Annotated in this window: 18 protein-coding genes and 1 pseudogene; 5 read left to right on the top strand and 14 right to left on the bottom strand. The window is 40.6% G+C overall.

The window, feature by feature from the left end; genetic code table 11:
• Together panB and panC are read left to right on the top strand one after the other, a co-directional pair.
• Entirely contained in the window at window positions 1-795 is a 795-nt protein-coding gene (panB, locus tag QQK00_RS16485) for a 3-methyl-2-oxobutanoate hydroxymethyltransferase (RefSeq protein ID WP_284218775.1), read from the top strand.
• A 5-nt stretch (window positions 796-800) separates the two neighbouring features.
• Window positions 801-1655, top strand: coding sequence for a pantoate--beta-alanine ligase (panC, locus tag QQK00_RS16480; RefSeq protein ID WP_284218774.1), 855 nt, complete (start codon window positions 801-803; stop codon window positions 1653-1655).
• Window positions 1656-1689: 34 nt separating this feature from the next.
• On the opposite strand, the gene hemB is transcribed toward panC, so the two are convergent.
• The 8 genes and pseudogenes from hemB to tatA form a co-directional block, all read right to left on the bottom strand.
• Window positions 1690-2679, bottom strand: a complete 990-nt coding sequence (hemB, locus tag QQK00_RS16475; protein WP_284218773.1) for a porphobilinogen synthase — start codon at window positions 2677-2679, stop codon at window positions 1690-1692.
• Between the two features lie 33 nt (window positions 2680-2712).
• Entirely contained in the window at window positions 2713-4641 is a 1929-nt protein-coding gene (locus tag QQK00_RS16470; RefSeq protein WP_284218772.1) for a sensor domain-containing diguanylate cyclase, read from the bottom strand.
• A gap of 7 nt (window positions 4642-4648) precedes the next feature.
• On the bottom strand, window positions 4649-6526 hold the full coding sequence (locus QQK00_RS16465; protein ID WP_284218771.1) for a sensor domain-containing diguanylate cyclase: 1878 nt from the start codon (window positions 6524-6526) through the stop codon (window positions 4649-4651).
• An 8-nt stretch (window positions 6527-6534) separates the two neighbouring features.
• On the bottom strand, window positions 6535-7314 hold the full coding sequence (locus tag QQK00_RS16460) for a TatD family hydrolase (protein ID WP_284218770.1): 780 nt from the start codon (window positions 7312-7314) through the stop codon (window positions 6535-6537).
• 1 nt (window position 7315) lies between these two features.
• Entirely contained in the window at window positions 7316-7846 is a 531-nt protein-coding gene (locus QQK00_RS16455) for a hypothetical protein (RefSeq protein WP_284218769.1), read from the bottom strand.
• Between the two features lie 84 nt (window positions 7847-7930).
• Window positions 7931-8728: a twin-arginine translocase subunit TatC gene (tatC, locus tag QQK00_RS16450; RefSeq protein WP_284218768.1), complete on the bottom strand. Its 798-nt coding sequence runs from the start codon at window positions 8726-8728 to the stop codon at window positions 7931-7933.
• 154 nt (window positions 8729-8882) lie between these two features.
• Window positions 8883-9173: pseudogene (gene tatB / locus QQK00_RS20450) on the bottom strand (Sec-independent protein translocase protein TatB); the annotation flags it as partial.
• 5 nt (window positions 9174-9178) lie between these two features.
• Window positions 9179-9409 (bottom strand): Sec-independent protein translocase subunit TatA, encoded by a 231-nt coding sequence (gene tatA / locus QQK00_RS16440; RefSeq protein WP_284218766.1) that lies wholly within the window; start codon window positions 9407-9409, stop codon window positions 9179-9181.
• Window positions 9410-9532: 123 nt separating this feature from the next.
• Between tatA and QQK00_RS16435 the strand changes: the two genes are divergently transcribed.
• A complete protein-coding gene (locus QQK00_RS16435) occupies window positions 9533-10564 on the top strand; it encodes a hypothetical protein (RefSeq protein ID WP_284218765.1) in 1032 nt (343 codons plus the stop codon).
• A 73-nt stretch (window positions 10565-10637) separates the two neighbouring features.
• Here the strand turns inward: QQK00_RS16435 and QQK00_RS16430 are convergent, their stop codons facing one another.
• From QQK00_RS16430 to QQK00_RS16415, 4 genes are all read right to left on the bottom strand, one after another.
• Window positions 10638-12104: a DUF7133 domain-containing protein gene (locus tag QQK00_RS16430; RefSeq protein WP_284218764.1), complete on the bottom strand. Its 1467-nt coding sequence runs from the start codon at window positions 12102-12104 to the stop codon at window positions 10638-10640.
• A gap of 13 nt (window positions 12105-12117) precedes the next feature.
• Window positions 12118-13458 (bottom strand): c-type cytochrome, encoded by a 1341-nt coding sequence (locus QQK00_RS16425; protein ID WP_284218763.1) that lies wholly within the window; start codon window positions 13456-13458, stop codon window positions 12118-12120.
• 277 nt (window positions 13459-13735) lie between these two features.
• A complete protein-coding gene (erpA, locus tag QQK00_RS16420) occupies window positions 13736-14080 on the bottom strand; it encodes an iron-sulfur cluster insertion protein ErpA (protein WP_284218762.1) in 345 nt (114 codons plus the stop codon).
• Between the two features lie 94 nt (window positions 14081-14174).
• Complete coding sequence (locus QQK00_RS16415) at window positions 14175-14897, bottom strand: DUF6776 family protein (RefSeq protein ID WP_284218761.1); 723 nt, start codon at window positions 14895-14897, stop codon at window positions 14175-14177.
• 144 nt (window positions 14898-15041) lie between these two features.
• On the opposite strand from QQK00_RS16415, the gene QQK00_RS16410 reads away from it, so the two are divergent.
• Together QQK00_RS16410 and hemJ are read left to right on the top strand one after the other, a co-directional pair.
• Window positions 15042-16790: a chloride channel protein gene (locus QQK00_RS16410; protein ID WP_284218760.1), complete on the top strand. Its 1749-nt coding sequence runs from the start codon at window positions 15042-15044 to the stop codon at window positions 16788-16790.
• Window positions 16791-16831: 41 nt separating this feature from the next.
• Window positions 16832-17260 (top strand): protoporphyrinogen oxidase HemJ, encoded by a 429-nt coding sequence (hemJ, locus tag QQK00_RS16405; protein WP_284218759.1) that lies wholly within the window; start codon window positions 16832-16834, stop codon window positions 17258-17260.
• A 16-nt stretch (window positions 17261-17276) separates the two neighbouring features.
• Here hemJ and QQK00_RS16400 read toward each other — a convergent pair whose 3' ends face one another.
• Window positions 17277-17903, bottom strand: a complete 627-nt coding sequence (locus QQK00_RS16400; RefSeq protein ID WP_284218758.1) for a UPF0149 family protein — start codon at window positions 17901-17903, stop codon at window positions 17277-17279.
• Window positions 17904-17911: 8 nt separating this feature from the next.
• Window positions 17912-19117, bottom strand: coding sequence for a murein hydrolase activator EnvC family protein (locus QQK00_RS16395; RefSeq protein WP_284218757.1), 1206 nt, complete (start codon window positions 19115-19117; stop codon window positions 17912-17914).
• Window positions 19118-19131: the final 14 nt, after the last annotated feature.

Raw genomic sequence — 19131 nt, 5'->3', positions numbered from 1 at the left:
ATGAAAAAAGTAACAATATCAACGCTCATTAAAATGAAACAAGAAAAAGAAAAAATTGCTTGTTTAACTGCGTACGACGCCAGTTTCGCAAAATTGTTTGATACTTGTGGTATAGACCTGCTGCTTATTGGTGATTCGCTGGGCATGGTACTAAAGGGTGAAGATAGTACATTAGGTGTTACTGTTGAAGAAGTTGCCTACCACGTAAAAAGTGTAAAGAACGGCGTTGAAAGAACACTCATTGTCGCCGATATGCCTTTCATGAGTTATGCAACCCCTGAACAAACATACCTAAATGCCAGCAAACTGATGTCATGCGGTGCAAATATGGTAAAGGTCGAAGGTGGCAAATGGTTGTTGGAGAGTGTAAAAGGATTAGTTGAACGTGGAATTCCTGTCTGCGGCCATTTAGGGCTTACGCCTCAGTCTGTCAATGTATTTGGAGGGTTTAAAGTACAAGGCAGAACGAGTGATAAAGCAGAAGAAATGCTCTCAGCCGCTATTGATTTGCAAGAAGCAGGCATTCAACTATTAGTGCTTGAGTGTATACCTAGTGCGTTAGCGCAACTCATTAGTGCCAAATTGGATATCCCAGTCATCGGCATTGGTGCAGGGCCAGAAACCGACGGGCAGATACTGGTGATGCATGATATGTTTGGGATAAGCGCGAACTATATGCCTAAATTTTCAAAAAATTACTTGGCACAAAATAAAGACATTTCGTCTTCTGTTCACCAATACATTGAGGAAGTAAAAAATGGTAGCTTCCCCGGACCTGAGCATTCATTTGAGTAGTTGAAATGGAAATAGTCACTGATATTAATCATCTAAGAGAAATACGCCGCGCTTGGCAAGTATCAAAAACGACAATTGCCTTTGTCCCAACCATGGGAAATCTGCATGAAGGGCACCTATCATTGGTAACACAAGCTAAAGCAAACGCAGAAAAGGTAGTTGCTTCTATTTTTGTCAATCCACTTCAATTTGGACCAGATGAAGATTTAGACGCTTATCCTCGAACCCTAGAACAAGATATCGAAAAACTTACCGCACTAGGTGTCGATTTGTTATTTCTGCCAAACAACGACGATATTTATCCCAGAGGATTAGAACAACAGACGTTCGTTGAAGTCCCCGGCATATCCTATATGATATGCGGTGCTAGCAGGCCTGGACACTTCAGAGGCGTAGCAACAATTGTTTGTAAGCTGTTTAACATGGTACAACCAAATCAAGCGTATTTTGGTGAAAAGGACTTTCAACAACTGCAAGTCATTAAAGCAATGGTAACCGATCTCTCAATGAACCTAAGTATTCATGGTGTACCAACGCAGCGCGATACTGAAGGTTTAGCCCTCAGCTCACGCAATCAATACTTAACGGAAGATGAAAAACGCGTTGCGCCCAAGTTATACCAAGAAATTACGAATATTGCTTCGGCAATCCAAAGTGGCCGAAAAGATTATTCCTCGCTATTATCCGCAACTAAATCCAACTTGGTTACACTCGGTTTTAAACCGGATTATTTGGAAATATGCTGTGCAGAAACGCTCATGCCGCCAAGCCATGAAGATCAGCACTTAGTCATATTAGCTGCGGCATTCTTGGGTAAAACAAGATTAATCGATAATTTGCAGCTAAATCTCAACACATAAACGCAAATGATCAATCATTTAGGATGGCGGTTGGTTAGCATTTGAGAAGCTTAGCCGCATCCTTAGCAAAATAAGTTAAAATACCATCTGCACCCGCCCGCTTAAACGAAAGCAGAGATTCCAAAATGACCTTGTCTTCAGATAACCAACCATTCGCAAAAGCGGCCTTATGCATTGCATATTCTCCACTCACTTGATACGCAAAGGTGGGCACTCTAAACTCTTCTTTACAACGCAATACAATGTCTAAATATGGCATACCAGGCTTGACCATGACCATGTCAGCCCCTTCTTCTATATCTAAGCCAATTTCATGTATTGCTTCATCACTGTTAGCTGAGTTCATCTGATACGTTTTCTTATCAGCGCCTTTCAAATTACCCGCAGAGCCAACAGCGTCTCTGAAGGGGCCATAGTAGTTAGACGCGTATTTGGCAGAGTAAGCCATTATACAAGTATTACTAAAACCATTGGCTTCTAGTTCTTCACGAATAGCGCCTACTCGACCATCCATCATATCGGATGGCGCAACAATATCGACCCCGGCTTGCGCTTGACTTAACGCCTGCTTAACTAACACTTCCATTGTAGTATCATTGATAACATAGCCTGCGGCGTCGATAACCCCATCTTGGCCATGTGTTGTGAAAGGATCTAGTGCAACATCCGCAATCAGTACAATACTATCGCCAAAGCGTGATTTCAAACGGCTAATGGCAGTTTGCGCAAGCCCTTCTGGATTATAAGCTTCTTCAGCCATAAGCGATTTCTTTGACTCAGATACTACAGGAAATAAGGCAAATCTCGTTATGCCAAGCAAAATGCACTCGTTCACTTCGTCTTCTAATCGGTCAATGCTATAACGCTTGATACCGGGCATCGACGTAATATCTTCTGTTCGATTTTCACCCTCTAATACAAACATAGGAAAAATCAAATCGTGTGTGCTGAGAGCATTTTCAGCCACTAAATCACGAATAGCTGCACTGCGTCTAAGTCGTCTTGGTCTATGATAAGGAAACATATGTGTACCTTTAAATGAGCGTAATAATGTATATTATGCAGTAGCAAGTACGCGATTGCGACCCTTTTGCTTTGCTCGATATAGCAATTTATCTGCTTCGCCAAGCAATGTTAAATAAGCTTTCTGACTATCTAGCGGAGCAGATGAAATACCAGCACTAAACGAAGAGTATAGGTATTGATCACCAATATGAATTTTTGATTTAGCATAATCTAGCCGAAAACGATCGATTACATTCAGTAATTTATTATTATCAAAATTTACAGCAAGAACGACAAACTCTTCCCCACCAAATCGACAAACATCAAAACCATGTATCTCGCTAAGCGCTAACAGCAATTGTGCAAAATGCTTTAGCACTTCATCACCGCCAATATGTCCATACTCGTCATTAATTGCCTTAAAACAATCAATATCGATTACGGCAATAGCAATTGGGCAGCGAGTACGGACAGAAACTACAATATTCTTTTGTACTAATTCTTCGAACATAAAACGATTAGGTAAGGACGTTAAGCTATCAACATTTCTTAGCTGCTTTAAATCTTTACTTGCCTTAGAGAGATCTTTTAGTGCTGACTCTAAGCGCGCAGTTTGCTGTTTTACTTCTAATTCGAGCTTTTGTTTTGCGTCAGCCTGAAGCGCTAAGAGTTCATCTTTGGCAGATAACATTTTCCGTTCGTCTTTTATTGCCAATAACTTATCACGCGTAGCCCTATTTTTATTCCGGTTATAAATAAGTACCAGTGCCGCCCCAATAACCAAAGTTTCAAAGAAAAAACCAATGATAAGGATGAATGTTGGATCCAATCCAACCGCATTCAAAATCAAACGATTCAGTGTTACCAGTAAGACGGTGATAAAAATACCAAACCATACCCAAACAAAAAAGTTGGCGTTTTTAAACCCCTGCCTAGCCAAGGTAAAACAAATGTAAACGACCCCAAATATAGAGACATTCAAGAGCAGTATGCTCAGCTGTAACAAAAAGGTTGTCTGCCATATGGCACTGGCAAAAATCAACGCAACGTAGGTGAACGCAATAAACGTAAATACCTTAGCCTGCCAACTGTTTTTCAACGACGCATATTCTTTATTTCCAACATATAAAACAAAGTGACGCGTAAACAGCACAATAAAGAAGAACGTTAGGTTAAACGAAAGTGTCGCGACTAGTTGCTGGAAATTTGGAGCATTAGGCCAAATATATTGAAAACCAAATCCAGTGACCGCGGCTAAATGAATTGAAAAAGACGCAACATAACCGCTGTAAAAAACATATTCAATGTTTTGTGTTGTGGCATACATCATCAAACTAAAGAAAAATATAGCAAAGGCGTAACCAAATACGCCGCCGTAAAACAACGTCAAGTCACTATTGTATGCAATAAAATCCGACGCACGCCAAAAGCTAAAAGAAAGGTTCATACCTAAATTTGTTTGTGCTCGTATGTATATGTCTAACGGTCTGCTTGAATCACCGATATCAACCAAAAAGGAACCATTTTCGATATCTCGTTGATTGAAGGGACTCGCGTCACCGGCATCTAATTGATTAAACAATTTGTTTGAGCCAGATTCAAACACCCATACGTTTAACACATTGACCAGAGGATCTTGAAACCGAATTATGCGGCTTATTGTTGTCTGTTTAGGATTAACTTTGACTTTTATCCATATAACTTTATCTGTCATACCAAAATTGAGGTTATCCCTCAACTCCCAATGATGCCCATCAAGCGTTTTTATGGCATAGACATCGTCACTAAGCACTTCATTTGAAAGGTAAAATACTTCACTGTAGGGTTTATGTTGGTCTTCAATATCAGATAAATTAGTCGTTATAAAAAACAGCACATACAAGGTCAAAGCGACGAAAGACGCAAGGATATATTGATTCTTATGCTTTACAAAGGACTGTAATACGCGATTGTAAAGAACGTGACTTTTTGGTGCTAGCATTCGCAATCTAATATGTGTCGGTAACGACTTTATTTCGGCCTTCTTGCTTAGCTTGATACAACAACTTATCGGCGAAGGCGATGAGTACTTCTTGCTCATCTTCGGAGCTTATGACTCTAGATGTAACTCCTATACTTACTGTGATGTTAATTTCGTCGTTTTCAAAAGGAATGACCTTGCTTTCAACGGTCTTACGAACTCGTTGCATTAATTTATAGCCACCTTCAAGCTCAGTATTTGGCAATATAACAACGAACTCTTCACCACCAAACCGGCAAATTACGTCAGCCGGGCGCTTTATCACTTCTTGCAAGGTAGCAGAGAATGACTTTAAACACTCATCTCCAGCCAAATGCCCGTATTTATCGTTTACTTTCTTAAAGAAATCTATATCCAAAATAGCAATAGTGATTGCTGTGCGCTCACGACGACTTCTACGAATTTCGGCTCGTAAACGTTTGTCAAAATAACGTCGATTCATTAAACCGGTTAATGGGTCTATCGCACTTAAACGCTCAAGCTCTCTATTCGCATCAGACAGTTCGCGTAAGGCTATTTCTAACTCAAGCGTGCGTTCTTCTACACTATATTCGAGCGCCTTTTTGGCTTCTTCCTGTACCTTAAATAGCTCATCTTTGGCCGCAATGGCTTGCCGTTCATTTTCAATCGCAAGTGCCCTTGCCGTTTCTGCATCTTTAAATTGTCCACTAAAACTGATGGCTAATGCTAAGGCCAATAACATAGTTTCAACGATAGCCCCTACCATCAATAAATAGCTCGCATCGATAGATAATTCAAATAGGCCTAAGTTTTCTACTGTTGCTGTTATGCCACTCACTAACAACACCGCCCACGCGGCAGTAAAATATCGCGCGATAACATTGCCATTTATGGATAGCAAAACGCCAGATGCCAAAATGATGGGCATTGCTAAAGCATTCATCAACAAAATTGCTTTTAAAACAAGTGTATAAGGCAAAATAGCCGAGGCAAAAAATAGTAAAATGAACACGTATTTTATGCCATTGAGCACCTTGAAAGCCTTTGGGCTATGCTTCTTCAAGGTCAAAATTTCAAGGGAAAATTGAATAATTAAAACAAGCGTCGCGCAGGCGAAGAACGCAATAGCCCGCTCTTGAAACCACACACTTTCACTCCAAAAATATCTAAAACCTACGCCATGTAATGTAGCAACCACCGATGCTAAGCAAACCACATAGCCGGTATATATTGCGAAAGTGAAATTTCTTGTCGTCGCATAGATAAATAAATTACTTAATGCCATCGCAAGCATATAGCCAAAGAATAAACCCATGAATAAATTGTGCGAACCACTGTATTCAACAAAATCGGATTTTTTCCAAATACGCATCGGTACTTTTATTGGTCCATCACTTTTAACCCTTACGTAAATGTCGAAACTCTCTTTGCCTTTTGGCACAGGGAATAAAAATTTTTCATTTTGAATCGGGCGATGAGTGAAAGGTAAACGATCCCCTGCCGCATAGGTGCCCAGCACCTCTTCGCTTGCAGGGTCAACAAACCAAACGTCTATTTGGTCTAGCAAGCCATAATTTATTTCGAGCAAATAACTTTCGAATGGAAAAGGAACGTTAGCCGTTGATTTAAACCAATGAGGGTATTCAGACAAACCTGAATTTAAGGTATCAAAAGAGAGCCATTTAAGTTCATTGTCACTTACCACTTTAGTGATCGATATGGCATCGCCGTACTCAAGCAAATAGTCGGCATTGACCTTAATGCTTTTTAAATCGCCTTTGTCTGTGAGAGTAGTAGTAAGTACCAACAAACTTAGAGCAAAAACAGCAACAATTCCAGCTATCCAATAACTTTTATTTTTTGGTATCAGCGTTGATACGTCCATTCAATGCCTCATTTGGATAAGAAAAGTCGTTGCGCATTCGCAGCGCTACAGCGCTGTATTTCGACTATATCAACATTTATGAGTTCAGACAGCATTATTGCAATTGCATTTAAAAGCTTGGGCTCATTGTTTTTTGCTCGCGGCCTGATATTTTTAGGAAACAAATAAGGTGCATCAGTTTCCAATAGTAGCCTGTTTAACGGTAATTGAGAAACCGCTTCACGCAGCTCTGCTGCCCTCTTTGGATCACACAGCCAACCGGTAATGCCAATAAAACAATCTAATGCTAAATATGTCTTAATGTTGTCAATCCCTCCGGTAAAACAATGTGCTACTTTAAATTTTGCATTTTCCGCATATTTTTGTAGCATATCCACCTGCGTAGCAAATGCGTCACGTTCATGTAAATACAGACCCATATTACATACTTCAGCAATCTTGAGCTGTTGCAAAAATGCGTACTTTTGCTCTTCAGGTGTCGAAAAGTTCCGATTAAAATCAAGTCCACATTCACCAATCGCCGCACATAGCTTATCGGCGGCTAATAGCCGAAGTTGATCAAAAGATTTATTTGTCCATGTACTCGCGGCATGTGGATGAACACCTGCGGTATATCTCAGTTGTATAGGTTTGCCATTATATTGATGACAAAACTGCCTCGCTTTGTCTGACTCTTCTATGTCACTCGAAATAATCAGCATGCCGGTAAGCCCTGCTTCTGCTGCATTATGTATCACTTCGACGGGATCAAAGCGCCTATCCAATAGGTTCACACCTGCGTCAAACATACTACTTTATTCGCTTAACTCGCACACGACGGTTGGACTTTTCGGTTGTTAAATAGAACGACGAAAAGGCGCCTTTATTGATAACGACTATCTCATTGATTGCAATTTTCAATCGACTTGTTTCTGTTTCGCGCCAAACTTGGCCATTTTTCAATGTAAAGCGACGTATGCCTAATTTATTTTTCTTTATCGAAATCACAGTATCAGAGACAGAAGACATTTGCTTTTTGTCTTCATTTCTTAAATTCTCAACACCAAAAACATCCGTTTTCACTGTATCACTTTGGTTAATTTCAACTTGCTTTTCTGTGTTTTCCTGCTCAATCACTATCGATTTAGGTGATGAGGTATCTACTGAGGCCAATGGAACAGCCTGTTTGAAAAAATTGTCATAACAATTAAGCCGTTGAGTATCGCTGACAATTTTGCTGCAATCTTGAGGAGTTGGAAGTTGTTGTTTGTCATCATTTGCATCGATTTCACTTGCAAAAAGTGACGTAACTAAAACAACGGATAGCGCCAAGCCTTTCATATATTCTCCCTAAAATGTATTGCCCTTTGTTCTAAGTATTTGCAGCGCCAAGTTGCAAAGATCAACAACCCCTAGTTAAGTACACTATTTGTTTTGTAAATCTGTCGATTCACCGCGGGACTCATCAGCATCTTCACTTGCTGTTGCATCGTAATCATCGTCATCTTGTGACTGCCGAGAATAAATGCCCCCCACGATAATACCGACTTCATATAAGAACCACATAGGGATAGCCAAAAGCACCTGAGATATTATGTCTGGTGGCGTCAGTAACATACCCACGACAAAAACACCTACAACGACAAATGGACGTTTTTTTCGCAGACTGCTTGCCGTCGTCATACCAGTCCAACACATGAGTATGATAGCCACCGGTATTTCAAATGCTAAACCAAAAGCAAAGAAAATTTTCAATACAAAATTTAAGTAGCTTGAAATATCCGTGCTGATAATTACACCATCTGGCGCGACACTGTTAAAAAACATGAATGCGAGGGGAAATACAACAAAATAGGCAAACGCCATGCCCGCATAAAACAAAAGCGTAGAACTAATTAATAATGGCGCAACTAATTTTTTCTCATTTTTGTATAAACCTGGCGCGATAAACGCCCAAACTTGATATAGCACAACTGGGATAGCGATAAAAAAGGCAAGTACCAATGTTAGTTTAAACGGCGCTAAAAATGGCGAGGCAACATCTGTCGCTATCATACTTGCACCGTCAGGCATAGTTGCTAAAAGTGGCGTAGCAATATACGCATATATTTCTTGCGCAAAATAAAACAGCGCTAAAAAGACAAGCAAGACGGCAATAACCGCTTTAAGTAACCTGTTTCTTAATTCGATCAAATGAGATATTAAACTACTTGGTTCAGACATCTGTGGGTTTCTTTTCTTCCAATGAACTTATTTCATCTTGCGCTTCAACATCACCACGGTTCTGGATATTTTGCTTATTCAGATGTTCGTCTGTATCTCCGTCATGATGAGCATGGTCATCAAAACTGCCAATACTCTGGCCTTCGTTGCCAGCTTTATATGGGCTTTGAACAGAGGCCGCAGCGGCTTTTAGCTCTGCGATACTTTGTTTGACGTCATCACCGACTTGCGACAAACCTTCTTGCTCAGCTTTTCTCAAATGCTCGTGCAATTCATGGGTTTTTAACTGATGAGAGACTTCTTGTTTAAAGCCATTCGCCATATTTTTAACACTTCGCACAGTTTCCATTGTGGAACGAATAGCACTGGGTAGTCGCTCTGGTCCCAATACAACCAATGCTACAATGCCAATAATCAATAGTTCCCAAAAGCCAATATCAAACATCTAACTTAATCTTTTACTTTTTCTTTTGTTTGAGACTCACTTTCTACAGATGTTTCTGTTTTACTTTCCACCGCGTCAAAGTCCGCATCTTTCTTCGGCTCATCTTCATTCATCGCTTTCTTAAAGCCTTTAAGTGCCGTGCCTAAATCAGAACCCACATTACGTAACTTTTTAGTACCGAATAACAAAATAACGATTGCTAAAACGATAATAATTTCCCAAACACTGAATGACATAGATTTTCCTTTTACCAAATATTGCTGGAACATTTGTAATACAAACGCGTATGTGTTCGTATTATACCCATAATCAAATGAATATCATTGCATTTACTTGTATAGCGGACATAATTATTGCATTTGACGAAAACGACTAAAATACGAACACAAACAAAACAGCAGCGAGCTCATAATAAAAGCTTCAGTTTATGTCTGCGTGTCGTGTTTTTGAGCGCTTGTTTTCTCTTCGCCCAACAACCAAAAGCTGACGTCAACACACAAGACAAACCTCGCAATGACATCGAAAATTACAAATACTGCTTAGAACAAAATTGGATTGATAACGCATATTGCTATCTTAATTACGGCATTGATAGCACGGCGAATAGCGTAAACAATCTATTCAAAGTAAATGATATATACGACATCAATAATACTGCGACCACTAAAGGAAGACTGAGGTTTGGATGGGAACCTCGCAGCAGAGACTGGGCAGAGTCTGACTTTCGCTTTAGGATACGTGCTAAATTTCCAGCCTTTGAAGACCGAGTAGAATTATTGTTCTCAGATGAGGAAGATGACGTTAATGGACAGAATGTAAAGGCCGCAAGAAATAGGGAGCTCGGCGCAAATGACCAAGCCGTTGTTGCGTTACAATTTAAAAAAGAAGAAAGTGACAATATGCGCTACCGAATTGGCTTTGGCCGCGGTAGTCAGCTGTATACAAGGGCTAGGTACAGCGATGTCTATCACCTGAGTGATGGTGTCGACTTCTTTTATTTTGCTGAAACTAATTATTATTCACGAGATAAACTCGGTTTTGAGTTAAACGGTGAGTTAGGTGTAGAACTGACCAACAATTCTGCATTTGAAATTAACAACAGTTTCAATTTCAGAGACAAAACAGATGATTGGTTTTGGCGTCACGAATTTCAATATATATATTTGGCCAAAAATGAAACAAGCTACCTGTTTACGGCGATGATAGATGGCTTGTCAAAACCCAGTTACCGCACCGAGCAGATGCTTGTCAGCTTCCGATATAAACGTCAAGTCTTAAGAGACTGGCTCTTTTTAGAAGTAGAGCCATTTTTATTGTGGCTCCGAGAAGAAGACTTCAGAACATCCGTTGGTATTGCAATACGCGCTGAAATTCACTTTTCTACGAATTAGCGCGTACTAATTGCTCAAGTCAGTGCCTCACGCTTATCCCAATTATAAGGCGAAAACCCGGTGAATTAAGCCACTACTGCGCACTAATAAGTTGATTTAGCGTATAATACACCTTGTCTACACTCACGCTTCTACCGCTTTTATCACGAAGGCCAGTAAAATCAATCTGAATGACCTGCTTTGCCATAAGTGGCAAGGTAATATCAATCGTCTTACCGTCTGCCTGCAAAGTAACCGACGCAATATCGAGTGACTTCAAGTCAATCTTAGGCGAACCATAATTACCGGAATACTTATATCCCCACTGCTGGGCAGAAAGGCTAGCTTTTACAACAGACGATGCATCAAGTTCGTCAGTAAAGGACAAGGAAAAACCTGATTTTGTCAGCTTAATATCTAGTAACTCAAATGGATTTGTCCCATCCCATACAACTTTTTGTAGACCGAAAGGTTTACCCCCTTTAGCCCCCCAACCGCGAGCCGTTTGTCCAACCCACAGTTGACCTTTTTTATCAAAATCCAGACGAATATTACCACTCTGGAATTTATTCATGAAATTGATCACAGCCCCTTGATATTCGCCATTTACTTTGTCTAGAAGGACACGGAAGATATTTGACTGTGTCTGATCGCCAATGAATATTTGATTTTTAAAGGGACCAAAACTTCCCGCTGTCGTATCCCATTCTGGGTTCCCAGGAGAACTGGCGACTTCACCATGGGGGATCCACACCACTGGCGTTTCGCTCATTTCTTCTAGTGCATCCAGCGAGAGCGCCTGAATACTTTCCTTCGTAAAACCGTCGACCTCAATTAATGAGACAGGGTGTCCATAGAATTTACCCTTCTTGAGCAAATGTAGTTTAGACGTAGGTACCCAGTCACCTTGATTGTCTGTAAAGAACAATTCTCCAGTTGGACTAGCGCCGATACCTGCAGGTGAACGAAGCCCCCATGCAAAAGGTGAAAACTCGCCTTTTGCATTAACTTCAAACGCAAACCCGCGATAGCCTCCTGAGGATCCCATTGCACCCATTTTGAACGCATTTGGGTCATTGTGGCTTAAGTTCAAAGTACCATAATAGCTACCATTACCGGTTTTTACGGGGCCAAACGTAAACTCATGGTAATTGTCGTGAAAATCCCAACCACCTGAAAGATATTGATATTCATCTGCAACACCATCTTCATTGGCATCAATTAGCCTTGTCAGCTCGGGTTTGTGTGCCACCACAACGCTACCGTCATCATCAATGAGTATCCCTGTTGCCTCATGCAAGCCTTCAGCAAACTTCGTCCATTCGTTATTTTCAAAACGCCAAACATCACCAAAACGCGTAGCGACATAAACAATACCATGTTTGTCTGTATCTAAACCGGTGGCGTGAAAACGCACATCTTTTGGCGTTTCAATAGTCACTATTGAGTAACCATCAGGCTTGTATTTATGTTCTGGCGCCTGTTGCGCCGAAACACTTAGATGGCCGAAACATGTAAGTGCGAGAGAAATCGCACAAAATCGTCGAATATAAAAAATCATATGCACTTACTTCCTAATCTAATCTGGCTGAAACAGTCAACTTACCACTGCTATCTGGAGACACTTGTAAATATTCCACATCGGCTCGTTGGTCAGATACAAACCATTCAAAACCTTCGCCAAAAGGCAGATTAAGATTTAGCATCTCATTCGCTTCGATAGTGTATGTAAAGTCAATTTGTTTGTTGTTAACGGCGATAGGCGTTAATGTATATTGAGTGTCATTTAATTTATAAGTGAAAATAGGGTCACCACTTTGCATTTTATACCCTTGATAACGACATTTACCGTCACTGCCTGTTGCTACATCTAAGGTTTGAGGATGTTTAAACAAAAATTCCCCTAGCACTAAGCTACCATCTTGACCTCTCCCTGATACATTCGGCCCAACGTTTAACATATCCCCTTGCCACATCGCAACAACAGAGCAAGTCCGTGTGTTAAAGGCATAATTAATATTATTTGGAGTACCGACTGACACGGAGTAAGACGGTACGCCCAATACTTTTTTCCGTTGAACAAGTGTTTTCCCAGTCGCAATAATCTCAATTTTATTATCAGACATTGCTTGTCTAGCGCGGGTAGAAATAGGGAATAATTTGATACTCATGTCTTCATTCGTCACGATCAAAATAAGATCGCGTTGATTTGGTCGATTAGTCCCTGAATGATAAATGAGCTTTAAACGTTGCTTCCCAGGTTTTAATGTCCATGTAGGCACCCAAGGGTTTCCACCTTTAGCAACCGCTTCGCCATCGACTTCGACAACGATATCAAGTGGTTTCCCCCATTGCGCCCAAATTTTTGATACTTCATCCCTCGGGGCATAAAAATCGCCTTCAAACTCAATCCTATAATTTTCAACCTCAGGCAAACGAAAATCAGCGAAATTGTTAGGTAGTTCTCCAGACTTGATTAGCTTTTCTGACGTCACGACTTTATCTTCCGGCGTTTCCATCGCGTAAATTTTGTAAGAGAGGTCTGCAAACCCCTCCCTTTCCGACAATATGTAGGCCACTATGGATTTCAGTTGAGGTTCAGTATACACAGAACCAAAACCTGGCATCCCAGCATTCATGAACCCCTTTTTAATATTTGATAAAATCTTTGTTGGTGCCTCGCCATGCACCCATTCTCCATCCTTCAAATTGAAGCCAACAGATCCACTGAGATCTCTTGCATGACATGATGCACACACTTGTTGATAAAGCTTTTTACCCTGTTGTAGCGCACTTTCGTCATTTGCTAAATCACGAAGCGAGTCGCTACCATCATTTGCCCATGTTGCAGAAACAGCAAACATAAACCCTATAGAACCTAAAACCTTTGCAGCGTTCGAAAATACTTTATACATTGCAATACCTCAAAAACGCATGAATAAACTCACTACACTAAAATGGATGCACTGATTTGATAACAACCAACGTTATTGCAACATACAACGTTATTGCAGCATACAAGTAGTACAGCGCACTTATCATGTTAGATAAAATTAACGTCTTTATAACATAAGGAGATAATGGAGGTAGAAGTCTTACCAAAAAAAGAAAGGCTTATATGAAAAATTGAAAACTAGAGAGCCATCAAGAAAACGATGACTCGATATGCCTGAGATTCTTACAAAAAGAACGCTAAATACTGAAACTTGCACCGCAACCACAAGTGGTTGATGCATTTGGGTTATTCACAAAAAACCTTGCGCCCTCTAAGCCTTCAGTGTAATCAACAGTGCCGCCAACAAGATATTGAAGGCTCATCGAATCAACAAGCAGTGTTACAGTATCTTTTTCAATTGTCATATCACCTTCATTTACTTTTTCATCGAATGTGAAACCATATTGAAACCCAGAACAACCGCCTCCCGTCACATACACTCTTAGTTTAAGCGCAGGATTCTCTTCTTCCGCAATAAGTGTTTTCACCTTTTGCGCTGCCGCATCCGAAAACTCAATCGGCACTACTGATTCTACTGACATGCTGTTTATTTACCTCAACAAAACTGACACTGTTTCAACTTCAAGTGCCAGGACGATCATTTACTAGGGATAGATTATCTAATACCTGAGTATTTTAATCAAGTATTCGCTCTTCACTCGCATAGGCGTCGCTCCAATCCACGGTGCTGCTATAACTACCGCGCTTTCGCTTATATTTATAGACATCGGTAGAGATTTCAAGCCTTGCAGGTTCAAAGCCTTCTGGCAGTGTGACGTTGAGTACTAATACTTGAAAATACTTGAATCCAAAGTCTAAACTGTTTTTAGGTACATTTTGCAAATCATCGATTGCATAGCTTTTTGGCTCATCATTCAAGCTTCCCACCAATTGAATATTCAAGGTGCCTTTGATTACCGCTTTGATATTTTCATGCTGTAATAGCATTAGCTTCATTTCGAAATTGTTAGTACTTTGTGTTGCATTTATTTCTACTCGCTCTACCACAAAACCATCTTGAGTAGTTTCTGGCGCCATCACTCGTTGATAAAAAGAAATTTGTTGTTTGAGCGCCGTTTCATTCTTTAATAGTTCACGTATTTCTAATTGTGTTTTTTCATTCGTCAGGCGCTGAACATCCAATTCAATCTTGCGCTTATTTAGCGCGGAATTAAGACGCTGATTATCCTCCATCAAATTATCCATCGATTGGTTGATCATCGCGACTTCTTCAAGTGCATTTGTGTGATTAGTCGTGGCAATTTCATACCCAGCCCAAAAACTTAAGGCAATGACAAATAATACCGTTCCATAAAAGCGGACAAATCCAACTTGTTGTTTATACTTATTTATTTGCAACAAAAATCTCCAACACTAATTCTCTATGGTAGTATACATTTATTATCTAAAGAAAATTAGGGCTTCATGTAGACGACTACACATCTGTTTCCCTACACGGTATAAAAATCAAACGAATAACATAGAATAGCAGGCTTTACATCAATGTCGCTTCAGTCTTTACGCCAAATACTGTCAATTCCTAGCACATCAATTCAACTGTGCTTGATTGGGTTGGCTGGCGGTTTAATGGCGGCGACCGTCGTGGTCGTGTTTAGAGCATTGATAGGCCTATGGCAATATTCATTAATTGGGAATGTCGGCAGTTATATTGAAACGTCTGATTGGAATCGATTAGTACTCCCTATTTTTGCAGCCTTCATTATATTTTTTGTGGCACGCCTTACAGGCTTTAAGCATTACCGAATGGGCATTCCTTTTGTCATACATCGTTTAAAAATTTACTACGGTCACATCCCACTGCGAAATTCTATCAACCAATTCATTGGTGGTGTACTAGCTCTCGGTAGCGGTTTTGTCGTTGGCAAAGAAGGGCCAACTGTGCACTTAGCAGCGGCGACTAGTCATTATCTAGGGCGCTGGCTACATTTACCTTTTAATAGCTTAAGGATACTTGCGGGTTGTGGCATTGCAGGCGGGATTGCTGCGGCATTTAATACCCCTTTTGCGGCGATAATTTTTGTAATGGAAGTGGTACTTCGCGAATACAAAGTACATATTTTTATCCCTGTGATGTTAGCAGCAGCTGTTGGTTCAATGGTTACACGTGCAGTGTTTGGCAACGTGACTGAACTAGGCTTTTTAAGCTTTGAACCTATCTCAGGCGTACAACTCGTTTATCTCATCGTATTTGGAATTTGTATTGGCACAGCCGCCGCACTATTCAATAGCCAGTTAATGCTACTGATGCGTTTGTTCAGGCGCGTAGGCATGTTTTATCGTCTTATATTAGCTGGCACGGTCACGGGCATCATGGGATACTTCTTTCCTGAGTCTTTAGGCGCAGAGTTTATTAGTGTAGATAACTTGTTATCGAGTGACTATGCGTTTTCATTTTTAGTCTATCTATTTATAGCAAAGTTTGTACTAGCCATCATTGCGATATCTCTAGGAATTCCGGGGGGTATCATTGGTGCAGTAATGGTAATAGGCATGTTACTCGGCGTCATCCTATTTGAACCTCTCAGAGGCTTTTACGATACCAACTTAACGACTACCTATGCCCTTTTAGGCTTAGCGGGTTTTTTGGCATCTGTGCTACATGCTCCCATGGCGGCTTTGTCTGCGTCCATGGAACTCGCCGCTGATTCACACGTCATTCTACCTGCCATTATCGTTATTGTTAGTGCATTTCTAACGTCTAAACAGATATTTAACAACCGTTCTATTTTTATTCGGCAACTGGAATATCAAGGCCTACCTTACACTACGTCGCCAATTCGAGATTTATTGCAACAGACTGGCGTATTGGCCGCAATGAATACTAAGTTTAAGTTGGTAGTATCGCAAGAAGACGACGAGCTCAAATCCCTGCTACAAGCTGAGCCGAACACAATTGTATTGCATCAAGCGAGCAAAGACGTACAAAAATACAAATGGATGAATTTAGATTATGGTTTACAAACAAAAGAGCAAACCCTAAGTTCTCAAGACGTGCACCTGTTAACACAACAACATACCATGGCAGATGTCCATGATGCGCTGCAAGATAGGCGACAAGGCGCAGTGGTTATTTTAGATTTGACGGTATCTAGCCGTGATGAGCGACAATATATGAATATTCATGAGTTACCGGAAGATTTGTTGCAAAACACTAACCTTGCATCCTCCAGAGTTGTTGGTGTAATTACTTGGAACATGTTGCACTCATATTTACTAAGAAGGCAACACTAGCGCATGTTGAGTATAGGGCTATACATATTTAGGAAGGAAGAATGATCATTCTCTGGTTAAAAGCATTCCATATATTTTTCATGCTCGCGTGGATGGCAGGTCTGTTTTACCTCCCGAGACTTTTTGTTTATCACGCCTCCACAAATGACCAAGCCGTTAAGGACCAATTCAAGATAATGGAAAGGCGGCTGTGGCTTTTTGTTACCCCCTTCGCTTTACTGACGCTTATCTTAGGTGTTTTAATCATTGCGCAATATGGCACGGCGTGGCTATCTGTCAGCGGATGGTTGCATGCAAAACTGTTATTGGTATCGCTATTTTACGTCTATCATTTTTACCTATGGCACCTTGTTAAGGTATTTGCCAAAGACCAAAATAAACATAGCGCTAAATTTTTCAGATTCTTAAATGAAGCGCCAGTAATTGCATTACTGATTGTTATCTTATTGGCAGTAGTGAAACCTTTTTAAGTGGGGAGCTACTGAACTAATCTCGTATCTGTTCGAACGTTTCAAATTGATTTGGCAAATAGGCTGCTAACTCTCCAGATATCGCTAAATATTTGCTGATTGCGGCTGGGATTGAACGTGAAATTGTCGGAAGATTTTGACTAAACGCAGACTCATTTCTCTGCTCTGCTTGCATCGTCGCTTGTTTTATATCTGCAAATGTGGAAAACATTAAAATGCAATGTTTCAAGTCTTTCGATAATGAAGGTGCTTTTTCTGCACTTTTAGCCTGCATTAATGCCCAAGCGTTTTGCCATATGCTCTCGCATTGTTGATGTGCATATATTAGGCCCTGCATAAAACTTTGTAATTCAAGATTTGACGACGCTAGTGAATACTGCAAATACCTTGGTGGCGCGTAGATGTTATTACGCATTTCCGCCAAAACACACCTAAAATACTCGAACAACTGCGAAAAAACTCGATCCGCTTGCACGGTATCTTCAATTTTATTGTGATGCAATATTGTCCATGGCAACCAATCATCGGGTAAAGGAATTTCTGGACAACTACAAGCACCAAGAATAGTACCTTCTACAAAAAATTGGTTTTGCAAAAAATGTGAATCACCAATATTGCTAAATAAAACATCTAATGACTTCATGTGTCGCCTTAGCCTCTTTTAAGCCATTTGCTTGGGTTAAGTGCTTTTCCTTTGTGTCTCAGTTCGAAGTACAAGCTTGCACGAGCTTGTCCACCGCTAGTCCCAACAAGACTAATTGTATCTCCTGCTAGTACCGCGTCGCCGACATTTTTCAGTACCGCTTGATTGCGCCCATATACCGACATATAACCCTCGCCATGATCAACGATAACGACCAAACCAAAACCTTTAAGCCAATCTGCGTATAACACTTGCCCTTCTGCCACTGCCGATACAGGCGTTCCAGCGGAGGTCTGAAACACAACTCCCTTCCATCGAACTTGTCCTTGTCTTCGTTTACCAAACAAACGTTGTACCTGGCCAGACGTCGGTAGCAAAAGCTGTCCTTGCTTGTCAGTTAACCCCGTTAACTCTATGTCTAGATTAGATGTTGCCTTAGCTCGTTGTGCGGCAAGTTCGGCGCGCTCAATTGCACTAAGCAAATCTTTTTCTTGTTGCTCCAAGCGATTTACTCTTACTTGGTCAGATTCAATCTGTTTGTTTAAGACGGCAAGCTTTTCAAATCGAACCTGTTGCCTGTCTCGCAATTTGGTACTTTGCGCAAGCTGCGTCTTTTGTAGACTCTGCAAATCATTTTGTTTATTTGATAACTCAAGGGTAACACTCTCAAGCGTGTCGATAAGTGTCTTAAATCCATCGATCTGCTTCTGTCGCGCTTTGTTAAGATATTGGTAGTAAGTAAGCACTCGCTCTAATGTTCCTGCTTTATCTTGGTTAAAAAGCAATTTGGCGTAGTCATAGCTACCAGCCATGTAGGCACTTTTAAGTTGATTTGCAAGATAACTCTGTTGACGCTGAATACGAGTTTCAGTTTGCGCTTTTTCTTGCTTAAGCGCATTTATATCTGCGCTGGTTTGCTTTAACAATTGATCGGTTTGATTGAGTTGGGTTGCGGCTTCCGCAATTTCCAATTCCGCGAGCTTTAGCTCTTGTTGAATTCGTTCACTATCTTCTAGTTTTTCAGCTAGTTGAGACTTAGTTTGCGCAATAAGTGCCTGAATATCTTGTAAGTCAGCCCGTTGATCCTGTGCGAATACTGCGGTTGATAAAACAATAGAAATAACAAAAACCATCAGCCCATGAGAAAAGCTTTTTGACAAAGCACGCAATTTTTTGGAATAAAAGTGCGCCTCTACGTGCTGATGATTTTTCATTAATTACCTAATTT

The organism is Agaribacter marinus (genome assembly GCF_030160655.1).
GTDB lineage: Bacteria > Pseudomonadota > Gammaproteobacteria > Enterobacterales > Alteromonadaceae > Glaciecola > Glaciecola marina.
This window is presented reverse-complemented; position numbering and strand designations above follow the sequence as displayed.